17 protein-coding genes and 7 tRNA genes are annotated in these 18,640 nt (G+C 67.1%); 17 read left to right on the top strand and 7 right to left on the bottom strand.

From position 1 onward, the window contains the following. The first annotated feature begins 110 nt into the window (after positions 1–110). On the top strand, positions 111–782 hold the full coding sequence (locus ACP26O_RS10510; RefSeq protein ID WP_006754535.1) for a C40 family peptidase: 672 nt from the start codon (positions 111–113) through the stop codon (positions 780–782). 148 nt (positions 783–930) lie between these two features. On the opposite strand, the gene ACP26O_RS10505 is transcribed toward ACP26O_RS10510, so the two are convergent. Then, entirely contained in the window at positions 931–1,839 is a 909-nt protein-coding gene (locus ACP26O_RS10505; RefSeq protein ID WP_175664922.1) for a patatin-like phospholipase family protein, read from the bottom strand. 280 nt (positions 1,840–2,119) lie between these two features. Between ACP26O_RS10505 and gltX the strand changes: the two genes are divergently transcribed. From gltX to ACP26O_RS10460, 9 genes are all read left to right on the top strand, one after another. Next, positions 2,120–3,529, top strand: a complete 1,410-nt coding sequence (gene gltX, locus ACP26O_RS10500; RefSeq protein ID WP_175664921.1) for a glutamate--tRNA ligase — start codon at positions 2,120–2,122, stop codon at positions 3,527–3,529. A 128-nt stretch (positions 3,530–3,657) separates the two neighbouring features. Next, a tRNA-Ala gene (locus ACP26O_RS10495) sits at positions 3,658–3,733 on the top strand. A gap of 139 nt (positions 3,734–3,872) precedes the next feature. Beyond that, a tRNA-Glu gene (locus ACP26O_RS10490) sits at positions 3,873–3,948 on the top strand. A 79-nt stretch (positions 3,949–4,027) separates the two neighbouring features. Next, a tRNA-Asp gene (locus ACP26O_RS10485) sits at positions 4,028–4,104 on the top strand. Positions 4,105–4,167: 63 nt separating this feature from the next. Then, positions 4,168–4,243, top strand: a tRNA-Glu gene (locus ACP26O_RS10480). Positions 4,244–4,323: 80 nt separating this feature from the next. After that, positions 4,324–4,400: transfer RNA gene (locus ACP26O_RS10475), tRNA-Asp, on the top strand. Between the two features lie 64 nt (positions 4,401–4,464). Then, a tRNA-Glu gene (locus ACP26O_RS10470) sits at positions 4,465–4,540 on the top strand. Between the two features lie 73 nt (positions 4,541–4,613). Further along, a tRNA-Asp gene (locus tag ACP26O_RS10465) sits at positions 4,614–4,690 on the top strand. Between the two features lie 143 nt (positions 4,691–4,833). Continuing rightward, complete coding sequence (locus tag ACP26O_RS10460; protein ID WP_006762691.1) at positions 4,834–5,298, top strand: GNAT family N-acetyltransferase; 465 nt, start codon at positions 4,834–4,836, stop codon at positions 5,296–5,298. Between the two features lie 27 nt (positions 5,299–5,325). On the opposite strand, the gene ACP26O_RS10455 is transcribed toward ACP26O_RS10460, so the two are convergent. Continuing rightward, positions 5,326–6,207: an AraC family transcriptional regulator gene (locus ACP26O_RS10455; protein WP_011657315.1), complete on the bottom strand. Its 882-nt coding sequence runs from the start codon at positions 6,205–6,207 to the stop codon at positions 5,326–5,328. A gap of 308 nt (positions 6,208–6,515) precedes the next feature. On the opposite strand from ACP26O_RS10455, the gene ACP26O_RS10450 reads away from it, so the two are divergent. Beyond that, complete coding sequence (locus tag ACP26O_RS10450; protein ID WP_175664920.1) at positions 6,516–6,929, top strand: gamma-glutamylcyclotransferase family protein; 414 nt, start codon at positions 6,516–6,518, stop codon at positions 6,927–6,929. 129 nt (positions 6,930–7,058) lie between these two features. Here ACP26O_RS10450 and aceB read toward each other — a convergent pair whose 3' ends face one another. Both aceB and ACP26O_RS10440 read right to left on the bottom strand, forming a co-directional pair. Further along, positions 7,059–8,651 (bottom strand): malate synthase A, encoded by a 1,593-nt coding sequence (gene aceB / locus ACP26O_RS10445; RefSeq protein ID WP_011657313.1) that lies wholly within the window; start codon positions 8,649–8,651, stop codon positions 7,059–7,061. Positions 8,652–8,718: 67 nt separating this feature from the next. After that, a complete protein-coding gene (locus ACP26O_RS10440) occupies positions 8,719–9,480 on the bottom strand; it encodes a haloacid dehalogenase type II (protein WP_426356238.1) in 762 nt (253 codons plus the stop codon). A 154-nt stretch (positions 9,481–9,634) separates the two neighbouring features. Between ACP26O_RS10440 and ACP26O_RS10435 the strand changes: the two genes are divergently transcribed. Then, the gene (locus ACP26O_RS10435; protein WP_175664919.1) at positions 9,635–10,540 is read left to right on the top strand and encodes a LysR family transcriptional regulator; all 906 of its coding nucleotides are present in this window, start codon (positions 9,635–9,637) and stop codon (positions 10,538–10,540) included. Between the two features lie 159 nt (positions 10,541–10,699). Continuing rightward, positions 10,700–11,134 carry a universal stress protein gene (locus ACP26O_RS10430; protein WP_006755353.1) on the top strand — a complete coding sequence of 145 codons (435 nt, stop codon included), beginning with the start codon at positions 10,700–10,702 and terminating at the stop codon, positions 11,132–11,134. A gap of 222 nt (positions 11,135–11,356) precedes the next feature. On the opposite strand, the gene aceA is transcribed toward ACP26O_RS10430, so the two are convergent. The 3 genes from aceA to ACP26O_RS10415 form a co-directional block, all read right to left on the bottom strand. After that, on the bottom strand, positions 11,357–12,664 hold the full coding sequence (gene aceA / locus ACP26O_RS10425; protein WP_175664918.1) for an isocitrate lyase: 1,308 nt from the start codon (positions 12,662–12,664) through the stop codon (positions 11,357–11,359). Positions 12,665–13,052: 388 nt separating this feature from the next. Then, positions 13,053–14,591 (bottom strand): DEAD/DEAH box helicase, encoded by a 1,539-nt coding sequence (locus tag ACP26O_RS10420; RefSeq protein WP_175664917.1) that lies wholly within the window; start codon positions 14,589–14,591, stop codon positions 13,053–13,055. A 360-nt stretch (positions 14,592–14,951) separates the two neighbouring features. Next, positions 14,952–15,221 carry an acyl-CoA-binding protein gene (locus ACP26O_RS10415; protein ID WP_011657309.1) on the bottom strand — a complete coding sequence of 90 codons (270 nt, stop codon included), beginning with the start codon at positions 15,219–15,221 and terminating at the stop codon, positions 14,952–14,954. Between the two features lie 147 nt (positions 15,222–15,368). Here ACP26O_RS10415 and tsaB point away from each other — a divergent pair, with 147 nt between their 5' ends. From tsaB to ACP26O_RS10395, 4 genes are read left to right on the top strand one after another with little or no spacing between them, the layout of a single operon-like run. Continuing rightward, positions 15,369–16,136, top strand: a complete 768-nt coding sequence (gene tsaB / locus ACP26O_RS10410) for a tRNA (adenosine(37)-N6)-threonylcarbamoyltransferase complex dimerization subunit type 1 TsaB (protein WP_175664916.1) — start codon at positions 15,369–15,371, stop codon at positions 16,134–16,136. Continuing rightward, on the top strand, positions 16,133–16,633 hold the full coding sequence (gene rimI / locus ACP26O_RS10405) for a ribosomal protein S18-alanine N-acetyltransferase (RefSeq protein WP_175664915.1): 501 nt from the start codon (positions 16,133–16,135) through the stop codon (positions 16,631–16,633). Before tsaB ends, rimI begins: the two co-directional genes overlap by 4 nt. After that, positions 16,620–17,675: a uracil-DNA glycosylase gene (locus ACP26O_RS10400; RefSeq protein WP_175664914.1), complete on the top strand. Its 1,056-nt coding sequence runs from the start codon at positions 16,620–16,622 to the stop codon at positions 17,673–17,675. The genes rimI and ACP26O_RS10400 overlap by 14 nt, the downstream gene beginning before the upstream one ends. Next, positions 17,672–18,631 carry a DUF1853 family protein gene (locus ACP26O_RS10395; protein WP_175664913.1) on the top strand — a complete coding sequence of 320 codons (960 nt, stop codon included), beginning with the start codon at positions 17,672–17,674 and terminating at the stop codon, positions 18,629–18,631. Before ACP26O_RS10400 ends, ACP26O_RS10395 begins: the two co-directional genes overlap by 4 nt. Positions 18,632–18,640: the final 9 nt, after the last annotated feature.

Here is an 18,640-nt window from a genome sequence, read left to right as displayed (position 1 = left end):
ATCATCTCGATTGTATTTATTAATTTGTTTTGACAAACGATTACGCGCTGGCTAGTATCGACCGAAATTTTCCGCCAATCAGCTGATTTTTAAGCAAATTCCATCGCCCAATGCAGCATCGATCCTTGACCCAGGCATGCGCGCGCACCATCGCCGGGCTCTTCATCGGCGCCCTGTTCGCAGCAGCTCCCGGCGCGTTCGCCGACGAAGTCAGCAGTTTTAGCCAGAATGCCAGCAATTCGACTCAGATCGGGTCGGGTTCCTCCCTCCAGCAGACCAGCGCGCAGCCGTCCAGCGGCGGTGCGAAGTCGTTCCTCGCCGGCATGGCGGGCAAGGCAGGCGACGTGGTCGTCGGCGCGCTCAACATGATCGGCGTGCGCTATCGCTGGGGCGGCAACTCGCCGGATTCGGGCCTCGACTGCAGCGGCTTCGTGCGCTACGTGTTCCAGGACACGCTCGGCATGTCGCTGCCGCGCCGTGCGGAAGAAATGAGCCGCGTGGGCGAGAAGGTCAGCATGAGCAACCTCAAGCCGGGCGACCTCGTGTTCTTCAACACGATGCGCCGTACGTTCTCGCACGTCGGCATCTATATCGGCGACAACAAGTTCGTGCATTCGCCGTCGACGGGCAGCACCATTCGCGTCGACGATCTCGACAACGGCTACTGGGAAAAGCGGTTCACCGGCGCACGCCGGCTCGAATCGGAGTTTCCGATGAAGGCCGACGACCTGCGCCAGCGCGTGCGCGCGACGATCGGCGACGACGCGAACGGCAGCAACTGACGCTCGCCGGCGCTCCGCCGAATCGAAAAAACCCTGTCACCGAAAGGCGGCAGGGTTTTTTGTTTTGGGGCACGTGGAACCGGCGGGCGGAAGTGTCACCGCGGGCGGTGCGTGCGCCGTCATGCGCCGCGCACCGCGTTGCGTCCGATTACACCGCCGCGACGCCGCGGGCCGCCGCGAGCTTGCGCTGCAGTTCGGGCATGATGCGCGCGACGGCTTCCTCGCCCGCGAGGATGGCCGCGTTGCGCTGGTTGAAGTCGCTGCCGCCCATCGCCGCGAGGTTCGGGCGGATCACGACGTCTGCGTACTTGTCGAGCTCGTAGGACTTGATCGTCTGGCCCATGATCGTGAAGGTCTGCAGCAGCATCTCGATCGGGTTGTTGGTCGCCGCGCCGTCCGGCCGCGCCGAGATGTCGACCGCGATCACGAAGCTCGCGCCCATCTTGCGCGCGAACGACGCGGGCACCGGGCTCACGAGGCCGCCGTCGACGTACTCGCGGTTGCCGATCCTCACCGGTTCGAACACCGACGGCACGCTGCACGACGCGCGCACCGCGAGGCCCGTATTGCCCTGCTGGAACAGGATCGGCTGGCCGCTCTGCAGATCCGTCGCGACGATGCCGAGCGGCTTCGCCATCTTCTCGATCGGCCGGTTGTTGAGCGTCTTGTTCAGGAAGTTCTGCAGCGCGACGCCCTGCAGCAAGCCGCGCGAGCGGAACGGCAGCGCCCAGTCGCTGATCGCCGCCTGATCCATGTCGAGCGCGATCTTGTTGATCTGCAGCGCGGTCATCCCGGACGCGTAGAGCGCGCCGACCACCGAGCCGGCGCTTGTGCCCGCGACGAGCTCGACCGGGATGCCGCGTGCCTCGAGCGCCTTCAGCACGCCGATGTGCGAGAAGCCGCGGGCGGCGCCGCCGCCGAGCGCGATGCCGATCTTCACGGGTTTTTCCTGCGACTGCGCGGGACGGGATTTGTCGCCGAACGACGTACAGGCGGCGAGGCTGGCGGACGCGCACGCGATCGTGAAGTGACGGCGCGACAGGCGAGGGGACGACATCGATTGATTCTCCGGCGGCTTGGCGGCGGGCCGTGCGGCCCGCGGCGGCGATAGGTTCCGAGCGGCCGTGCGGCGGAATCCGGGCGGCCGGCGCGGCGCCGGCTGGCGGCCGCGGCGCGCACATCATAAAGCAAGCGGCGCGCTTGGCGCGAAGACCGGCGCGAGTATAATTCCGGCTTCTTTCCCGTTCCGGGCGCGGCCGGCCCCATTGCTGTCCGGGCTGCCGCCGTCGATCCCGCGTCGAATCATTCATGCGCCCCAGGCGTTCGAGTTACCGTTTATGACCCGTCCTGTCCGTACCCGCTTCGCGCCGAGTCCCACCGGCTTCATCCACCTCGGCAACATCCGCTCCGCGCTCTATCCGTGGGCGTTCGCCCGCAAGATGAAGGGCACGTTCGTGCTGCGTATCGAGGATACCGACGTCGAGCGTTCGTCGCAGGAAGCCGTCGACGCGATCCTCGAAGGGATGCAGTGGCTCGGCCTCGATTTCGACGAAGGCCCGATCTACCAGATGCAGCGGATGGACCGCTATCGCGAGGTGCTCGCGCAGATGCTCGAGCAGGGCCTCGCGTACCCGTGCTACATGTCGGCCGAGGAGCTCGACGCACTGCGCGAACGCCAGCGCGAGGCCGGCCTGAAGCCGCGCTACGACGGCACGTGGCGTCCGGAGCCGGGCAAGGTGCTGCCCGAGCCGCCGGCCGGCGTGAAGCCGGTGCTGCGTTTCCGCAACCCGCTGACCGGCACGGTCGTGTGGGAAGACGCGGTGAAGGGCCGTGTCGAGATCTCGAACGAGGAACTCGACGACCTCGTGATCGCGCGCCCGGACGGCACGCCGATCTACAACTTCTGCGTGGTCGTGGACGACATGGACATGAACATCACGCACGTGATCCGTGGCGACGACCACGTGAACAACACGCCGCGCCAGATCAACATCCTGCGCGCGCTCGGCGGCGAGCCGCCCGTCTATGCGCACCTGCCGACCGTGCTGAACGAGCAGGGCGAGAAGATGAGCAAGCGGCATGGCGCGATGAGCGTGACGGCTTACCGTGACGCCGGCTTCCTGCCGGAGGCCGTCGTCAACTATCTCGCGCGTCTCGGCTGGTCGCACGGCGACGCTGAAATCTTCACGCGCGAACAGTTCGTCGAATGGTTCGACCTCGAGCATCTCGGCAAGTCGCCCGCGCAGTACGACCACAGCAAGCTGAGCTGGCTGAACGCCCACTACATCAAGGAAGCCGACAACGCGCGCCTCGCCGCGCTGGCCAAGCCGTTCCTCGACGCGCTCGGCATCGAGGACGCGGCGATCGCGACGGGCCCGGCGCTCGACGCGGTGGTCGGCCTGATGAAGGATCGCGCGACGACGGTCAAGGAGATCGCCGAAGGCGCCGCGATGTTCTACCGTGTGCCGGCGCCGGACGCCGACGCACTCGCGCAGCACGTGACCGATGCGGTGCGTCCGGCGCTGGCCGACCTCGCCGCAGCACTGAAGGCGGCCGACTGGACGAAGGAAGCCGTGTCCGCGGCGCTGAAGGCGACGCTCGGCACGCACAAGCTGAAGATGCCGCAGCTCGCGATGCCGGTGCGCCTGCTGGTGGCGGGCACGACGCATACGCCGTCGATCGACGCGGTGCTCGTGCTGTTCGGTCGCGATGTCGTGGTGTCGCGTATCGAGGCCGCGCTGGCCTGAGGTTGGGGCGGGAGCGAGGCCGTCCGCGCGTGAAGGCGGCGCGGCTTCGCAAAAAATTTCGCTCCAATCGCAAAAAGGGTATTTACAAGTTCAAAATCGGTCCATATAATCTCATTTCTGTTCTGCAAGGGGGTATAGCTCAGCTGGGAGAGCGCTTGCATGGCATGCAAGAGGTCAGCGGTTCGATCCCGCTTACCTCCACCATCAGAGCAGAATGGATTGATTTGTGAAGCAGTGGCAGTAGTAATAAATGCTTCACAAAATGATTTAAAGCAGTTAGAATTTCGGCCTTCGCTGTTGCGGTGAATGAATAGCGAAAGTCAGACAGATCTGAAAAGATTATGTCCCCTTCGTCTAGAGGCCTAGGACATCACCCTTTCACGGTGAGTACAGGGGTTCGAATCCCCTAGGGGACGCCAGATTCAGCGGCGTTTCGTAGAAGTGTCGCGAGGCTTGCAGGTCGTAACCGACGTCCTGCAGGTAACGGTGCAGAAAGTTGGAGCGGTAGTTCAGTCGGTTAGAATACCGGCCTGTCACGCCGGGGGTCGCGGGTTCGAGTCCCGTCCGCTCCGCCAGAACGAAGCCCGTTCAAGACGTTTTTGAGCGGGCTTTTGTATTAAAGATGTAAGCAGTACGCTGTCCCCTTCGTCTAGAGGCCTAGGACATCACCCTTTCACGGTGAGTACAGGGGTTCGAATCCCCTAGGGGACGCCAGGATTCAGCGGCGTTTCGTAGAAGTGTCGCAACGCTTGCAGGACGTGAACGTGGTCCTGCGGGTGGTGGTGCAGAAAGCTGGAGCGGTAGTTCAGTTGGTTAGAATACCGGCCTGTCACGCCGGGGGTCGCGGGTTCGAGCCCCGTCCGCTCCGCCAGAACAAGCCCGTTCAAATGAACGCTTTGAACGGGCTTTTGTATTAAAGATGTAAGCAGTACGTTGTCCCCTTCGTCTAGAGGCCTAGGACATCACCCTTTCACGGTGAGTACAGGGGTTCGAATCCCCTAGGGGACGCCAGATTTCGGCGTCGTTCGAACAAACGATGCGCCGGCAGGAAGTAACCGACGCCTGCCAGGCAAAAAGCAAAACTGGAGCGGTAGTTCAGTTGGTTAGAATACCGGCCTGTCACGCCGGGGGTCGCGGGTTCGAGTCCCGTCCGCTCCGCCAGAAAATGAAGAAGCCCGCCTTGTGCGGGCTTTTTCATTTGTGTTTCCGTTCGCGCCCGCTGCGGGCACCGCTACGAGAAATTCGCGATTGCATCCGCCCGCGACTGCGCTATCGTGGCGGGATGCGTTCTTGACCCCCGCGCGATGCTCGATCCGACCGACCTGCGATTGCTGTATCAGCTCCGGCCCGCGGAGCCTGGCGATTTTCCGTTTGCCGAGGCGCTCACGCACGGCAACATGGGCGGCTATTACAAGCGCCATGGACTCGTCTGGCGCAGCGACCTGTTCTATGCGAGCTGGCGCGAATCCGAAAACTTCATCCTGGAAGCCGACGGCGAACGCATCGGCGTGCTGCGCGTGACCGAGGAGGGCGATTCGCTGCACATCCGTGACGTGCAGATTGCAGCCGGTCATCGCGGCCAGGGCGCCGGCACCTACATGCTCGACATGTCGCTGCGCTGGGCGCGCGCCCGCGGGCTGCACGAACTGCAGTTGCGCGTGTTCGTCGACAATCCGGCCGCGCGGCTCTACCAGCGCATGGGCTACCGCGTCACCGGGCCGAGGCTCGCGCAGCTCGGCTCGATCCGCCACATGGTGCGTACGGTCTGAGCGAATAACGGTGCAGCGCGGAGAGCGTCAGCGGGCGGTGCCGAACGCGTCGTCGTCGTCGAGGGCGTCGTCCGTCGCGATGCCGTCTTCCGCGCCGCGGTGCTCGTAGCCGCGCAGCATGAACGCGCGCGGGCTTTCGCCGAACGCGCGCCGGAACATCGCCGAAAACGCACTCTGGCTCTGGTAGCCGAGTTCGCGCGCGATATGCGACAGCGGACGCCCCTGGTTCAACAGCGGGATCGCGCGCGCGAGCAGCGCCTGCTGCCGCCACTGCGAAAAGCTCACGCCCAGTTCCTGCTTGAAGAGCCGCGAAATCGTGCGCGTGCTCGCGCCGACCTCGCTTGCCCAGTGCTCGAGCGATTCCGCATGCGCCGGTTGCGCGAGCACCGACTCGCACAGCATGCGCAGCCGTTTCTCGTCGGGCATCGGGACCGCGAGCGGCAGCGGTTCGGCGCGGCTCAGCTCGTCGAGCACGAGCCCGCACAGCAGCCGCTCGCGCGCATCGCTCAGGTCGCGCGCATCGAGCGCGACGATCAGTTCGCGCAGCAAGCCCGTCACCTCGACCACCCGGCATGCATCGAGCCCGTCCGGCACGATCGACTCGTCGATATACAGCGTGCGCAGATAAGCGTCCTCGACGATCACGACTTCATGCGTGACGTGCGGCGGCACCCAGATCGCGCGGGACGGCGGCACCATCCACGTCGTCCCGGTCGTCGCGACGCGCAGCACGCCGCGCGACGCGTACGCGAGCTGCGCCCACGCATGCGTGTGCAGCGGGATCCGGCGGCCGGCATCCACCTGCCGCGCCCGCACGCGCATCGGATGGACGCGGGTCGGCGCGAACTCGGGCGGGATGTCGATGACGTCGTAGGGGTTCGATGTGTCGGCTTGGGCAGGCGGATTCATGGACGACTCGGTCGGCGCGGCGGCGATGCCGTTATTTTAGAAGGCGCCGCGCAGGCGCATGCGGCGGTTTTTCGGCCGATAATGCACCGTTCAAATGAACTTTGTATGGGGCCGCGCGCATTCCGGCCACGCGCAAGTTTGGGCCTGCACGACGCGTCGGGCCAAAAACATCGGGCCGCGAGCGCGGTCTACCGATGCGGGCGCGTTGTCGCGCGAGCGGCGCCCCGAACGCCCTGAAGACGCCGGTGCCCGCGGCGCGACCGCGACGGCCCGGCATGGCAACACCTGAATCGAAGAGGAGAACCACGATGCGCTACGTATTCGTCTACGGCACGTTGAGAGCGGGAGAAGCCAACGACATCGGCCATGCGGCCGCGCGGCACGGGATCGCCGCGCCGACGCTGCTCGGTGCGGCCGCGCTGCCGGGCGAACTGTACGATTTCGGCACGTACCCGGGCATGATCGCCGGGCCGGCCGGAAAGTCGCTCGTATGGGGCGACGTCTACGAGATCGACGAGCAGTTGATGCCCGTGCTCGACGAGATCGAGCGCGTCTATCCGGGCGTCGACACGCTGTTCCGGCAGGAGCCGGTGACCGTCCAGCTCGGCGGCCGTACGTACGCGTGCGTCTACTATCCGGTCGCCGCGCATGCGGCAGCCGACCGTCCGCGCATCGCATCGGGCGACTGGGTGCAGCACCGGCGCGAGCGGGAAGCCGCCTGAACGCCTGCGCAGACCGCGGCACCGCAAAGAAAAAGCGCCCAGCCGGGCGCTTTTTTCATGCCACCGGCCGGTGCGACCGGCGGCGGGCAGGTTGGGCACGACCGGGCCGGCAGGACCCGGCCCGCGTCGTCAGATTTCCTCGTACAGCGGCAGCGTCAGGAATTCGGTGAAGCCTTCCGACGTCGACATCTGTTCGAAGATCGCCGCCGCACGCTCGTAGGGCTGCGTGTTGCCGCCGACGGAGCGCTTCACGTTGTCGAGCTCGGCCTTCGCGAATTCGCGCACGAGTTCCGCCGTGACCTTGCGGCCATCGTCGAGCACGCCCTTCGGCGAGCGGATCCACTGCCATACCTGCGAGCGGGAGATTTCGGCTGTGGCCGCGTCTTCCATCAGGTTGTGGATCGGCACGCAGCCGTTGCCGTCGAGCCACGCGCCGAGATAGTGAATGCCGACGTTGATGTTGTTGCGCAGGCCGGCCTCGGTGATCGGCGCTTCAGGCTGGAAGTCGAGCAGGTTCTTGCCCTCGATCTGCACGTCGTCGCGCTGCTTGGCGATCTGGTTCGGCTTGTCGCCGAGCACCTTGACGAATTCCTCCATCGCGATCGGCACGAGGCCCGGGTGCGCGACCCAGCCGCCATCGTAGCCGTCGGTCGCGTCGCGCTGCTTGTCCGAGCGCACGCCGCCCATTGCCTTCTCGTTCGCTTGCGGATCGTTCTTGATCGGAATCAGCGCGCTCATCCCGCCGATGGCCGGCGCGTTGCGCTTGTGGCAGGTCTTCAGCAGCAGCAGCGCGTACGCGCGCATGAACGGCACCGTCATCGTGATCTTCGCGCGGTCGGCCAGGCAGAAGTCGCGGTCGTTCTTGAACTTCTTGATCGCCGAGAAGATGTAGTCCCAGCGGCCGGCGTTCAGGCCCGAGCTATGTTCGCGCAGCTCGTACAGGATCTCGTCCATCTCGAACGCGGCGAGGATCGTCTCGATCAGCACCGTCGCGCGGATCGTGCCGCGCGGCACGCCGACCGCTTCCTGTGCCGCGACGAAGATGTCGTTCCACAGGCGCGCCTCGAGATGGCTTTCCATCTTCGGCAGGTAGAAGTACGGGCCCGAGCCGCGCGCGATCAGTTCCTTCGCGTTGTGGAACAGGAACAGCGCGAAATCGAAGATGCCGCCGGACACGCGCTGGCCGTCCACCGTCACGTGCTTCTCGTCGAGATGCCAGCCGCGCGGACGCACGATCAGCGTCGCGACCTTGTCGTTCAGCCGGTACGACTTGCCGTTCTGCTCGAGCGAGATCGTGCGGCGCACCGCGTCCTTCAGGTTGATCTGGCCGTCGATCTGGTTCGTCCAGCTCGGCGCGTTCGAATCCTCGAAGTCCGTCATGTACGAGTCGGCGCCGGAGTTCAGCGCGTTGATGATCATCTTGCGCTCGACGGGGCCCGTGATCTCGACACGGCGGCATTGCAGGTCGGCCGGCAGCGGCGCGACCTTCCAGTCGCCTTCGCGGATCGCCTTCGTGTCGGCCAGGAAATCGGGGCGTTCGCCGGCGTCGAGGCGCTTGGTGCGTTCGACGCGGGCCTGCAGCAGCGCCTGGCGACGCGGCTCGAACGTGCGGTGCAGCGCCGCGACGAGTGCGAGCGCGTCAGGCGTCAGGATTGCTTCGTAACCCGGCTTGATTTCGCCGGTGATCGCCATGCCTTGCGGCAGCGTGATCGGGGTGCTCATGAGTCTCATCTCCTTGGTCGGTCAGTTGCGGTTTCGGTGAAGGGGGAAGGCGGCAGCGCCGCGACCGTCATGCGCCCGGGCCGGGGCGCGCGCGGTTCGCGGGTCTGCCGGACGGAGCCGGGGTGGCGAGGAAGGCGAGCAGATCGGCCATGCCGCTGCCGGTGCCGTCGGGGGGCGCGCCGAGTTCCTCGGCGGGCGCGCCCGTGCGATTGAGCCAGAACGTCGTGTAGCCGAACCAGGCGGCCCCGGCGACGTCCCACGCGTTCGACGACACGAACACGATGTCGCGCGCGTTCGCGCCGAACGCCGCGGTGCCGAGTGGGTAGACGGCCGGGCTCGGCTTGTACGCGCGCACGGTGTCGGCCGACAGCACGCGATCGAACAACCCGGTCATGCCGGCGCTCTTGATCGCGATGTCGAGCATTTCCGGGTTGCCGTTGGACAGGATCGCGAGCGGCGGGCGTGGGTCGAGCGCGCGCAGCTTGCGCAGCGCGGGCAGCGTGTCGGGGTAGGTGGACAGGCACGCGTATTCGTCCATCAGCCGTTTCTCGGCCGCGCTGTTCAGCGTGAGGCCGAGCACGCGCGCGGCGAAGCGCAGCGCGTCGAGCGTGATGTCGCGAAACGGGCGATAGCGGGCGCCGGCCGGATCGGCGAGCGTGCGCAACTGCGAGTATTCGATTTGCTTGCGTCGCCACAGCTGCGACAACCGCTCCCCGTGGCCGGGAAACATCTGCTCCGCCGCGGCCACGACCGCATGCACGTCGAACAACGTGCCGAATGCGTCGAAGAGGATTGCGTCGGGAGAGGAGAGTGTCGTTGTGGCCGACATAGCCTTGCGCTCCAGTTTCAGAGGTCGGGTCGATTCTATTCGTGATCACATGTACTAAAAAAGACGCTAATCATCACTTGATCTTTTACTTTCATATACATAATCTGGAGCGGCTTAAGTTAATTGAAGGGCGGGATGGCCGTCCTTTACAGTTATGGACCGGTTCAAACAGATCGAAACGTTCGCCGCGGTCGCGGCGAAGGGCAGCCTGTCGGCGGCCGCGCACGCGGAAGGCGTCGCGCCGGCGATCATCGGCCGCCGCCTCGACGCGCTCGAGGAGCGGCTCGGCGTCAAGCTGCTGGTGCGTACGACCCGCAAGCTCACGCTGACCTTCGAGGGTTCGGCCTTCCTCGAGGATTGCCAGCGGATCATCAACGACATGCAGAACGCGGAAGCGAGCGTGTCCGCCGGCGGCGTGAAGGCGAGCGGCCACCTGCGCATTTCCGCGCCGGCGGGCTTCGGGCGGCGTCACGTCGCGCCGCTCGTGCCCGAATTCAGCGGCGCGCATCCGGACGTGTCGGTCACGCTCGACCTGTCCGACCGGATGGTCGACCTCGTCAACGAAGGGTTCGATTGCGCGGTACGGCTCGGCGAGCTGCCCGATTCGTCGCTGGTGTCGCTGAAGCTTGGCGAGAACCGGCGCGTGTGCGTCGCGTCTCCGGCGTATCTCGCGCGGCGCGGCACGCCCGCCACGCTCGCCGAACTCGCGCGCCACAACTGCCTCGCGCTGGCCGCGAACGCGAACCAGCAGCGCGGCTGGGCGTTCCAGGAAGGCGACAAGGTCGTGTTGATCCGCGTGAACGGTACGATGGAATGCTCGGACGGCGCGGTGCTGCACGAGTGGTGCCTCGCCGGCTACGGCCTGGCATGGCGATCGTGGTGGGAGGTCGGCGGCGACATCGCGGCCGGCCGGCTCGTCAGCGTGCTCGATGCGTTCGCGGCGCCGCCGATCGGTATCCACGCGGTGTTTCCGCAGCGCCGCCACCTGCCGCTGCGCGTGCGGCTGTTTCTCGATTACCTGAAACATACGTACGAGCGGCCCGGATATTGGGGCGAGTAGCGCGCGGCCGCCCGCGCGTTTCCGATATGAGGGCGAACCCGCTGACGGCGCCGGCCGCCCGGTTTCGCGCACTACAATCGAAACTGGCATGCGCGACACGCCGGGGCCGGCTCGCATGGGTTCGCGGCGCGCGCGGTGCGTCTGACGAAGGAGGGCGCGATGTTCCGGCACATCCTCGTTCCAACCGACGGTTCCGAACTGTCGCAGAAGGCGATCGACGGCGCGATCGACCTGGCGCGCGCGGTCGGCGCGCAGGTCACGGCCTACGCGTGTCTGCCGCAGTATCCGTACTCGCCGTTTTCCGAAGTGATCATCGAGCCGCCCGCCGATTTCCGGGCGCGCAGCGAGCGCGAGGCGCGCGCGCACCTCGACGAGGTGCAGGCGGCCGCGAAGGCGGCCGGCGTCGTCTGCGACAGCTGGACGAGCGTGCATCCGTCGCCGTATCTCGGCATCATCGAGGCGGCCGAACGCGGCGGCTGCGACGTGATCTTCATGGCGTCCCACGGACGCCGCGGGCTCGGCAGCCTGCTGATCGGCAGCGAGACGCAGCGCGTGCTGACCCATACGAAAATTCCGGTGATCGTCTATCGGTAGCGGTGACGTCGTCCGTGGCCGCGCGGGCGGCGGCACGGCAGCGCCGCTGAAAAAGGGCGCGCCGGACGAAGCCGGCGCGCGTCGTTGCAGGCGGCCGAGGGCCGCGCGCGGCGGGTCGCGCGGGTCACCGCGCGCCTGCCGTCTCCTCCCTGATTTTTGTTCGGTGCAGCCGATGCCGCGCCGTCGCGTGACGGGCGGGCATCGGCGTGACGCTTGCGCGCGTTACGCGACCTTCTTGCCGTCGAAGAACTGTTCGTCCTCGGTCGAGCCGTGCAGCGCGGTCGTCGAGGCCTCGCGCTCGACCGTCTGCGTCACCGCGTCGAAGTAGCCGGTGCCGACTTCGCGCTGGTGCTTGACGGCCGTGAAGCCCTTGTCGGCCGCCGCGAACTCGGCCTGCTGCAGTTCGACGAACGCACTCATCTGCGTGCGGGCATAGCCGTGCGCGAGGTTGAACATCGAGTAGTTCAGCGCATGGAAGCCGGCCAGCGTGATGAACTGGAACTTGTAGCCCATCGCGCCCAGTTCCTTCTGGAACTTCGCGATCGTGGCGTCGTCGAGGTTCTTCTTCCAGTTGAACGACGGCGAGCAGTTGTACGACAGCATCTTGCCCGGGAACTGCTTGTGGATCGCTTCCGCGAACTTCTTCGCGTACTCGAGATCCGGCTTGCCGGTTTCGCACCAGACCAGATCGGCGTACGGCGCATACGCGAGGCCGCGCGAGATCGCCTGATCGATGCCCGGCTTCGTGCGGAAGAAGCCTTCGACCGTACGCTCGCCCGTCAGGAACGGCTTGTCGTTGTCGTCGATGTCGGACGTGATCAGGTCCGCTGCTTCCGCGTCGGTGCGTGCAACCAGCACGGTCGGCGTGCCCATCACGTCCGCGGCCAGACGCGCCGCCGACAACTTCGCGACGGCCTCGCGCGTCGGCACGAGCACCTTGCCGCCCATGTGACCGCACTTCTTCACCGATGCAAGCTGGTCCTCGAAGTGGACGCCCGACGCGCCTGCCTCGATCATCGCCTTCATCAGTTCGAACGCGTTCAGCACGCCGCCGAAGCCGGCTTCCGCATCCGCGACGATCGGCGCGAAGTAGTCGACGTAACCTTCGTCGCCCGGGTTCTTGCCTTCGGACCACTGGATCTGGTCGGCGCGCGTCAGCGTGTTGTTGATGCGCTTGACGACGAGCGGCACCGAGTTCGCCGGGTACAGCGACTGGTCCGGGTACATTTCGCCCGCGACGTTCGCGTCGCCGGCCACTTGCCAGCCCGACAGGTAGATCGCCTTGAGGCCGGCCTTCACCTGCTGCATCGCCTGGTTGCCGGTCAGCGCGCCGAGCGCGTTGACGAACGGCTCTTCGTTCATGAGGCTCCACAGCTTTTGCGCGCCGCGCTTGGCCAGCGTGTGCTCGACGGCGATCGAGCCGCGCAGGCGAACCACGTCGTCAGCGGTGTAGCTGCGCTTGATGCCTTTCCAGCGCGGATCGGTTTCCCATTGCTGTTGCAGTTCCTGCGCCTGTTGGTGTCGCGACATGATGAGCTCCTTGATACGGTGCGTTGCCTGATGAGTCGAATCGGACGGTGAGGATGCTGTTTGCGAAGCGGAGCGGTGTGCTGCCGTTTCGCGAAGTCTTGTATAAGAGTCTAGGCAAACCGACCGACATGAAACAGGGGCTATCTCAGGAAGCTCGAAATTTTTTAATCTTTATGAATCAAATGGTTGCCAATCACGTTTCGCAATGAGAAACGATTTTTCCCATCTCGCAATCGTAAGGTTGTGCCGCGCAGCATGACTTTTTACGACGCAAAAAAATTTTCCGCATCGTGAAATGTGGGGCGGGACGAAAAAAAACCGGCGCGGGTGCGCCGGTCTGCCGGATGGGATGGCCCTCCGTCGGGCGGCCGGAGCCGCCCGGGCGTGCTTACGACGCCGAGTTGCTGCGACGCGGGCCGCTGCTGCGCTGGCCGTCGCGACGCGGGCCGCCGTCACGGCTGCCGCTCGGCTTGCCGCTCCAGCCGCCGCCATTGCCGCCGCCGTAGCTGCGGCCGGCGCCGGCATGACCGCCGCCCGGCTTGCCGCCGAAACGACGACCGCCGTTACCGCCGCCCGGACGGCCGCGGCCGCCGGTGCTGCCGTTGCGCGGGGGGGCCTTGCGCGGCTCGAAGCCTTCGATCACGTTGACCGGCAGCGGCGAGCGCACGAAGCGCTCGATGCGCTTGAGCGCGCCCTGTTCGGCGTGGTGCACGAGGCTCACCGCGGTGCCCGAACGGCCGGCGCGGCCCGTACGGCCGATACGGTGCACGTAGTCTTCCGCGAACTTCGGCAGGTCGTAGTTGAACACGTGCGTGATGCCCGGGATGTCGATGCCGCGGGCCGCGACGTCAGTCGCGACCAGCACGCGCACACGACGCTCGCGCAGCGCACGGATCGTGCGGTTACGTGCGCCCTGCGGCAGGTCGCCGTGCAGTGCGGCCGATTCGAAGCCTGCGTCGGCGAGACGGCCGGCGAGCTGGTCGGCGTCGATCTTGGTCGCCGTGAAGATGATCGCCTGGTCGAGCGCGTCGTCGCGCAGCAGGTGATCGAGCAGGCGATCCTTGTGATCGCGGTCGTCGACGTAGTGCACGGTCTGCGCGATGTTCGTGCGCGACTCGAGGCGCTGCTGGATCTCGATGCGCTCAGGATCCTTCAGCAGGCGGCCCGTCAGCGAACCGATCTTGCCGTCGAGCGTGGCCGAGAACAGCATCGTCTGGCGCGACGCGGGCGTTGCCGCGACGATCGTCTCGATGTCGTCGATGAAGCCCATGTCGAGCATGCGGTCGGCTTCGTCGAGCACGAGCATCTTCAGTTCCGACAGGTCGATACGGCCGCGCTCGAGGTGATCGAGCAGGCGGCCCGGCGTGGCAACCAGGATTTCCGGGTTCTTCGCGAGCAGCATCAGCTGTTGGCCATAGGCGACGCCGCCGAGGATGCTGACGGTGCGCAGGCGCTTCAGGTGCTTGCCGTAGGTCGATGCGGCCGTCGTGACCTGCATCGCGAGTTCGCGGGTCGGCGTCAGCACGAGCAGGCCCGGGCGCGCGACGGGTTGCGGGCGGCGCACGCGGCGGTCGCCCTGGCTCGGTTCGCGCGGCGTGCGCGGTTGCTGCGCCAGCGTCTTCTGAAGCTGCGCGAAACGTTCGATCGCGGGCAGCATGAAGGCGGCCGTCTTGCCCGAACCGGTCGGGCTCGACACCAGCAGGTCACGGCCGGCGATGCCGGCCGGAATCGCGCGCTGTTGGACCGGCGTCGGCTTCACATAGCCGGCGGCCTCCAGCGCGGAGACGATCTCCGGCGACAGCCCGAGCGACGCGAAGCTGGGCTCGTCCGACGCCGGTTCGATCGCGGCCGGTACGGCGGCGTCGTCGAGACCGAGCGCCTGGTCGGCGATCGCGTTGAGCGGGCTGGAGTTAATGCTCGAAGTCATAACAATCCTTGAAACACAGTGGGTGAAACGTCGGCGCCAATCGCGCATACCCAAGTCGTCGGATTCAGCGAGCAAATCAGGAAACGGGGGTGCAATCCGCCGAACCTTCGGCGGATGAGGCATTAGAAGCTGTTTTGGGTGCGGCGCGCTTCAGGAGCGGGGCCGCCAGCCTGAGAGTGACGACCGCGAGGGTCGAAGCAGGAGGGGACAGGTTCTAAACCGGATTGGAGCATAACGCAACGAGGCGTCTGGCCGGAACGGCTTTCGAGCCGAGCGCGGGGGTGACGCAGGCCGCATTATAAAGAAATTTGCTGCGCTGCGCCACTGATTTGATTGCCGATTGCGGCGGGGGCGATCCGGTCAGGATGCCGTGCCGTTCTTCAGCGATTCGACGAGTTCCACATACTGTTGCTTGGCGGCGTCCTGCGACGTGCCTTTCAGCGCTTCCCACGCGTCGTACTTGTACTTGCCGACGATATCGGTGAAACCCGGCTTGTCGCCGTGCGCGTCGCCGTCGGTCGCTTGCTTGAAGAGCGCGTACAGGCGCAGCAGCGTGAGGTTGCCCGGTCGCTCGGGCAGTTGCTTGACGTCGACCTGGGCCTGGTCGAATTGGGCGGTGAGATCGCTCATCGTGTGTCTCCGTAAGGGTTTCGAGTCGGCCGATCTTAACAAGCGCCGCGCCGCGCGGGGTCGAGCGATCCTTCCAAACCGCCGGCCGCGCGGCGCACGCATCTGGATCGGGTCCGATCGCCCGTGGGAGCGGGGCGCCGCATTACAATGTCGCCCATGACGCAAACAGTGCTCCTCGCCATCGATACGTCGACCGAATTCTGCTCGGTCGCGCTGCTGCGCTCGGCTTCGGCCGATGACGCCGTTTCCACCCCGCAAACCTGGGTCCGCCACGAGCCGACGGGCGCCGTGTCGAGCACGCGCGTGCTGCCGGCCATCCAGGAACTCTTCGCCGAATCGGGCCTGTCGTTCGCCGACTGCGACGCGATCGCGTTCGGCGCGGGCCCCGGCTCGTTCACCGGCCTGCGTACCGCGACCGGCATTACCCAGGGGCTCGCGTTCGGGCGCGGGCTGCCGGTCGTGCCGGTCAGCACGCTGCTCACATGCGCCGAGCACGCGCGGCTGCGCGCGCCCGGCACGACGCGCGTGCTGGCCGCGCTCGATGCGCGGATGGACGAAGCGTACTGGGCCGATTTCGGATGGGACGACCAGGCGGGCGACTGGCGCACGCTGCATCCGGCGTCGCTCGATGCACCGGGCGCCGTCGGCGTGCCCGACGTGCCGTTCACGCTCGCGGGCAACGCGGCGGCCGCGTTCGGCGCGCAGTTGCCGGCTGCCGCCGCGGCAGCGGTGATCGACGGCGACGCGCTGCCGCATGCGCTGGCGGTCGCGCATGCCGCGCTGCGGGCGTTTCGCGCCGGCCGCACGGTGCCGGCCGACCAGGCCGCGCCGGAATACGTGCGCGACAAGGTCGCGCAGACCACCGCCGAGCGCCTCGCGGCGCGCGCCGCGCAGACGGGCGGAGCGAAAGGATGACGGGTGTACTGCTGAGCGACCGCTATTTGTCGCCGATGACCGATGCCGATCTCGACGAGGTCGTCGCGATCGAGCAGGTCGCGTACGAATTCCCGTGGAGCCGCGGCAACTTCGAGGATTCGCTGCGCAACGGCTATTTCGGCGTGTGCCTGCGGCACGTGACGGGCGCGCTCGTCGGCTATTGCGTGCTGATGCCGGTGATCGACGAGATGCACCTGCTGAACCTGTGCGTCGCCCCGGCCGCCCAGCATTCGGGCGCGGGCCTCGCGCTGCTGCGCGAAGCGGTGCGCATCTCGCGCGCGGAGCGGCTCGACGGCGTGCTGCTCGAGGTGCGGCCGTCGAATCTGCGCGCGATCCATCTGTACGAGCGCTTCGGCTTCGTGACGATCGGCCGGCGCAAGAACTACTATCCGGCGCGGCATCGCGGCCGGGAGGACGCGATCGTGATGCGTCTGACGCTGAACAAGGACGAAGGGGACACGCATGGCGTGGGCTGAAGCAGCGCTCGAGGAAATGGGTCTCGCGCAGATCTGGGTGCGGCGCGGGCAGCGCGCGCAAAGCGCTGAAGCGGGCGAAACACCGGCTGCGGCATCCGGCGGAGGGGGCGACGCGTCCGCCGTTGCGGCCGCAACCGACGCGGCCAAGCCGCGCTCGGCGGCGCAGCCGCCACATGACGCGCAGCGGCCTGCGCGTGCGGTCCCGCGCGACGATATGCCGTCGGTGGGCGGCGCGGCTCGCAATGCGGCACCGAGCGACGAAGCGGTTATGCGTACGGCGACGGCCGCGCGCGCCGCGCTCGATGACGACCGTGCGTCCGTCGAGCCCGCACCGTCTGCCGCCGCGGACGACATGCCGCCGGCCACCGAAGACGACTTCGCGTGGTTCGACGCGACACCGCCCGGCGATCCGCTGCCGCCGGGCGAAGCGCGTCCTGCCGCAACGCCGGTGGCGATGCTCGACTGGGACACGCTCGCCGCACGCGTCGCCGACTGCACGAGCTGCCGCCTGTGCGAGAAGCGCACCAATACCGTGTTCGGTGTCGGCGATCGGGAAGCGGACTGGATGCTGATCGGCGAAGCGCCGGGCGAGAACGAGGACAAGCAGGGCGAGCCGTTCGTCGGCCAGGCCGGCAAGCTGCTCGACAACATGCTGCAGTCGCTGGCGCTCAAGCGCGGCGAGAACGTCTACATCGCGAACGTGATCAAGTGCCGGCCGCCCGGCAATCGCAACCCCGAACCCGACGAGGTCGCGCGCTGCGAGCCGTACCTGCAGCGCCAGGTCGCGCTCGTGAAGCCGAAGCTGATCGTCGCGCTCGGCCGCTTCGCCGCGCAGACGCTGCTGAAGACGGACGCGAGCATCGCGTCGCTGCGCGGCCGCGTGCACACGTACGAAGGCGTGCCGGTGATCGTCACCTACCACCCGGCGTACTTGCTGCGCAGCCTGCAGGACAAGTCGAAGGCGTGGGCCGACTTGTGCCTTGCGCGCGATACCTTCCAGCAGGCGGGGGACGCCGACGCGACCGGGCCGGTCGCCCAATGACGCACGACGCGGCGTTCGCGTTCGTCGATACGCTGCGCGATGTCGCGGTCCGCGATCTGGGCTGGCTCCTCGCGAGCCCGAGCCTGCTCACCGCGGCGCCCGGCGCGCCGCTCGCGCATCCGTGGTCGGATGCGCCCGAACGGGTGGCCGTCGAAGCGTGGCTCGTCGCGCTCGACGCCGCGCCCGAGCCGCTGCACCGTGCGCTCGACGGGCTGCGGCCGGTGCGGCTCGGACGCTATGCCGAATGCCTGCTCGAATATTTCCTCACGCACGGGCCGTCGCTGCGGCTCGTCGCCGCCAATCTGCCGCTGCGCAGCAACGGCAAGACGCTCGGTGAGGTCGATTTCCTCGTCGATGCGCCGGGCGGGCAGCGCCTGCACTGGGAGCTCGCCGTGAAGTGCTACCTGTGCGCGCCGGTGGCGAGCGACGCATCGCTCGCGGATTTCGTCGGTCCGAATCTCGTCGACCGTCTGGACCGCAAGCGCAGCCGGCTGCTCGAGCATCAGTTGCGGTTGAGCGATCGTCACGGATTTGCGCTGCTCGGCTACGGCGCGCCGTCCGATGCGCAGATGTTCATCAAGGGCTGGCTGTTCTATCCGCACGGCGTGCCGCTGCCGCCGGTCTGCGCGGAAATCGCGGCCGATCATCCGCGCGGCTTCTGGCTGACGCACGCGCAGTGGCCGGCCTGGGCGGCCGCGCAACCCGACGGTGCGGCGTGGAACGTGCTGGCGCGGCTGGCCTGGCTCGCGCCGCGGCGGGTGGCGGCCGAGGCCGCGCCCGAACCGCTGGCGAATTCGCTCGCGTTGCCATCCGTATTGACGGCGCGTCAGGCGCCCGCGCTGATCGGCGTCCATCGACAGGACGGCGACGGTGTGTGGCGGGAGACGGCGCGCGGCTTCATCGTGCCGGACGACTGGCCGGCACGCGCGCAGGCGTTCGCCGCGCAGGACGACTGACGCCGCGTC

The sequence above is a fragment of the Burkholderia sp. R-40 genome, from assembly GCF_049942845.1.
Lineage (GTDB): Bacteria > Pseudomonadota > Gammaproteobacteria > Burkholderiales > Burkholderiaceae > Burkholderia > Burkholderia ambifaria.
The sequence above is the reverse complement of the archived record's forward strand: the minus strand, read 5'-3'. Positions and strand labels throughout refer to the sequence as shown.

Bases quoted from the DNA above. Each gene is read 5' to 3' on its own strand.
- ACP26O_RS10450 (WP_175664920.1), top strand. From the start codon at position 6,516: ATGCGCTACGTATTCGTCTACGGCACGTTGAGAGCGGGAGAAGCCAAC.
- rimI (WP_175664915.1), top strand. From the start codon at position 16,133: ATGACGGGTGTACTGCTGAGCGACCGCTATTTGTCGCCGATGACCGAT.
- ACP26O_RS10420 (WP_175664917.1), bottom strand. From the start codon at position 14,591: ATGACTTCGAGCATTAACTCCAGCCCGCTCAACGCGATCGCCGACCAG.
- ACP26O_RS10415 (WP_011657309.1), bottom strand. From the start codon at position 15,221: ATGAGCGATCTCACCGCCCAATTCGACCAGGCCCAGGTCGACGTCAAG.
- aceB (WP_011657313.1), bottom strand. From the start codon at position 8,651: ATGAGCACCCCGATCACGCTGCCGCAAGGCATGGCGATCACCGGCGAA.
- ACP26O_RS10400 (WP_175664914.1), top strand. From the start codon at position 16,620: ATGGCGTGGGCTGAAGCAGCGCTCGAGGAAATGGGTCTCGCGCAGATC.
- ACP26O_RS10440 (WP_426356238.1), bottom strand. From the start codon at position 9,480: ATGTCGGCCACAACGACACTCTCCTCTCCCGACGCAATCCTCTTCGAC.
- ACP26O_RS10435 (WP_175664919.1), top strand. From the start codon at position 9,635: ATGGACCGGTTCAAACAGATCGAAACGTTCGCCGCGGTCGCGGCGAAG.
- ACP26O_RS10455 (WP_011657315.1), bottom strand. From the start codon at position 6,207: ATGAATCCGCCTGCCCAAGCCGACACATCGAACCCCTACGACGTCATC.
- aceA (WP_175664918.1), bottom strand. From the start codon at position 12,664: ATGTCGCGACACCAACAGGCGCAGGAACTGCAACAGCAATGGGAAACC.
- ACP26O_RS10510 (WP_006754535.1), top strand. From the start codon at position 111: ATGCAGCATCGATCCTTGACCCAGGCATGCGCGCGCACCATCGCCGGG.
- tsaB (WP_175664916.1), top strand. From the start codon at position 15,369: ATGTCGCCCATGACGCAAACAGTGCTCCTCGCCATCGATACGTCGACC.
- ACP26O_RS10395 (WP_175664913.1), top strand. From the start codon at position 17,672: ATGACGCACGACGCGGCGTTCGCGTTCGTCGATACGCTGCGCGATGTC.
- ACP26O_RS10460 (WP_006762691.1), top strand. From the start codon at position 4,834: ATGCTCGATCCGACCGACCTGCGATTGCTGTATCAGCTCCGGCCCGCG.
- gltX (WP_175664921.1), top strand. From the start codon at position 2,120: ATGACCCGTCCTGTCCGTACCCGCTTCGCGCCGAGTCCCACCGGCTTC.
- ACP26O_RS10430 (WP_006755353.1), top strand. From the start codon at position 10,700: ATGTTCCGGCACATCCTCGTTCCAACCGACGGTTCCGAACTGTCGCAG.
- ACP26O_RS10505 (WP_175664922.1), bottom strand. From the start codon at position 1,839: ATGTCGTCCCCTCGCCTGTCGCGCCGTCACTTCACGATCGCGTGCGCG.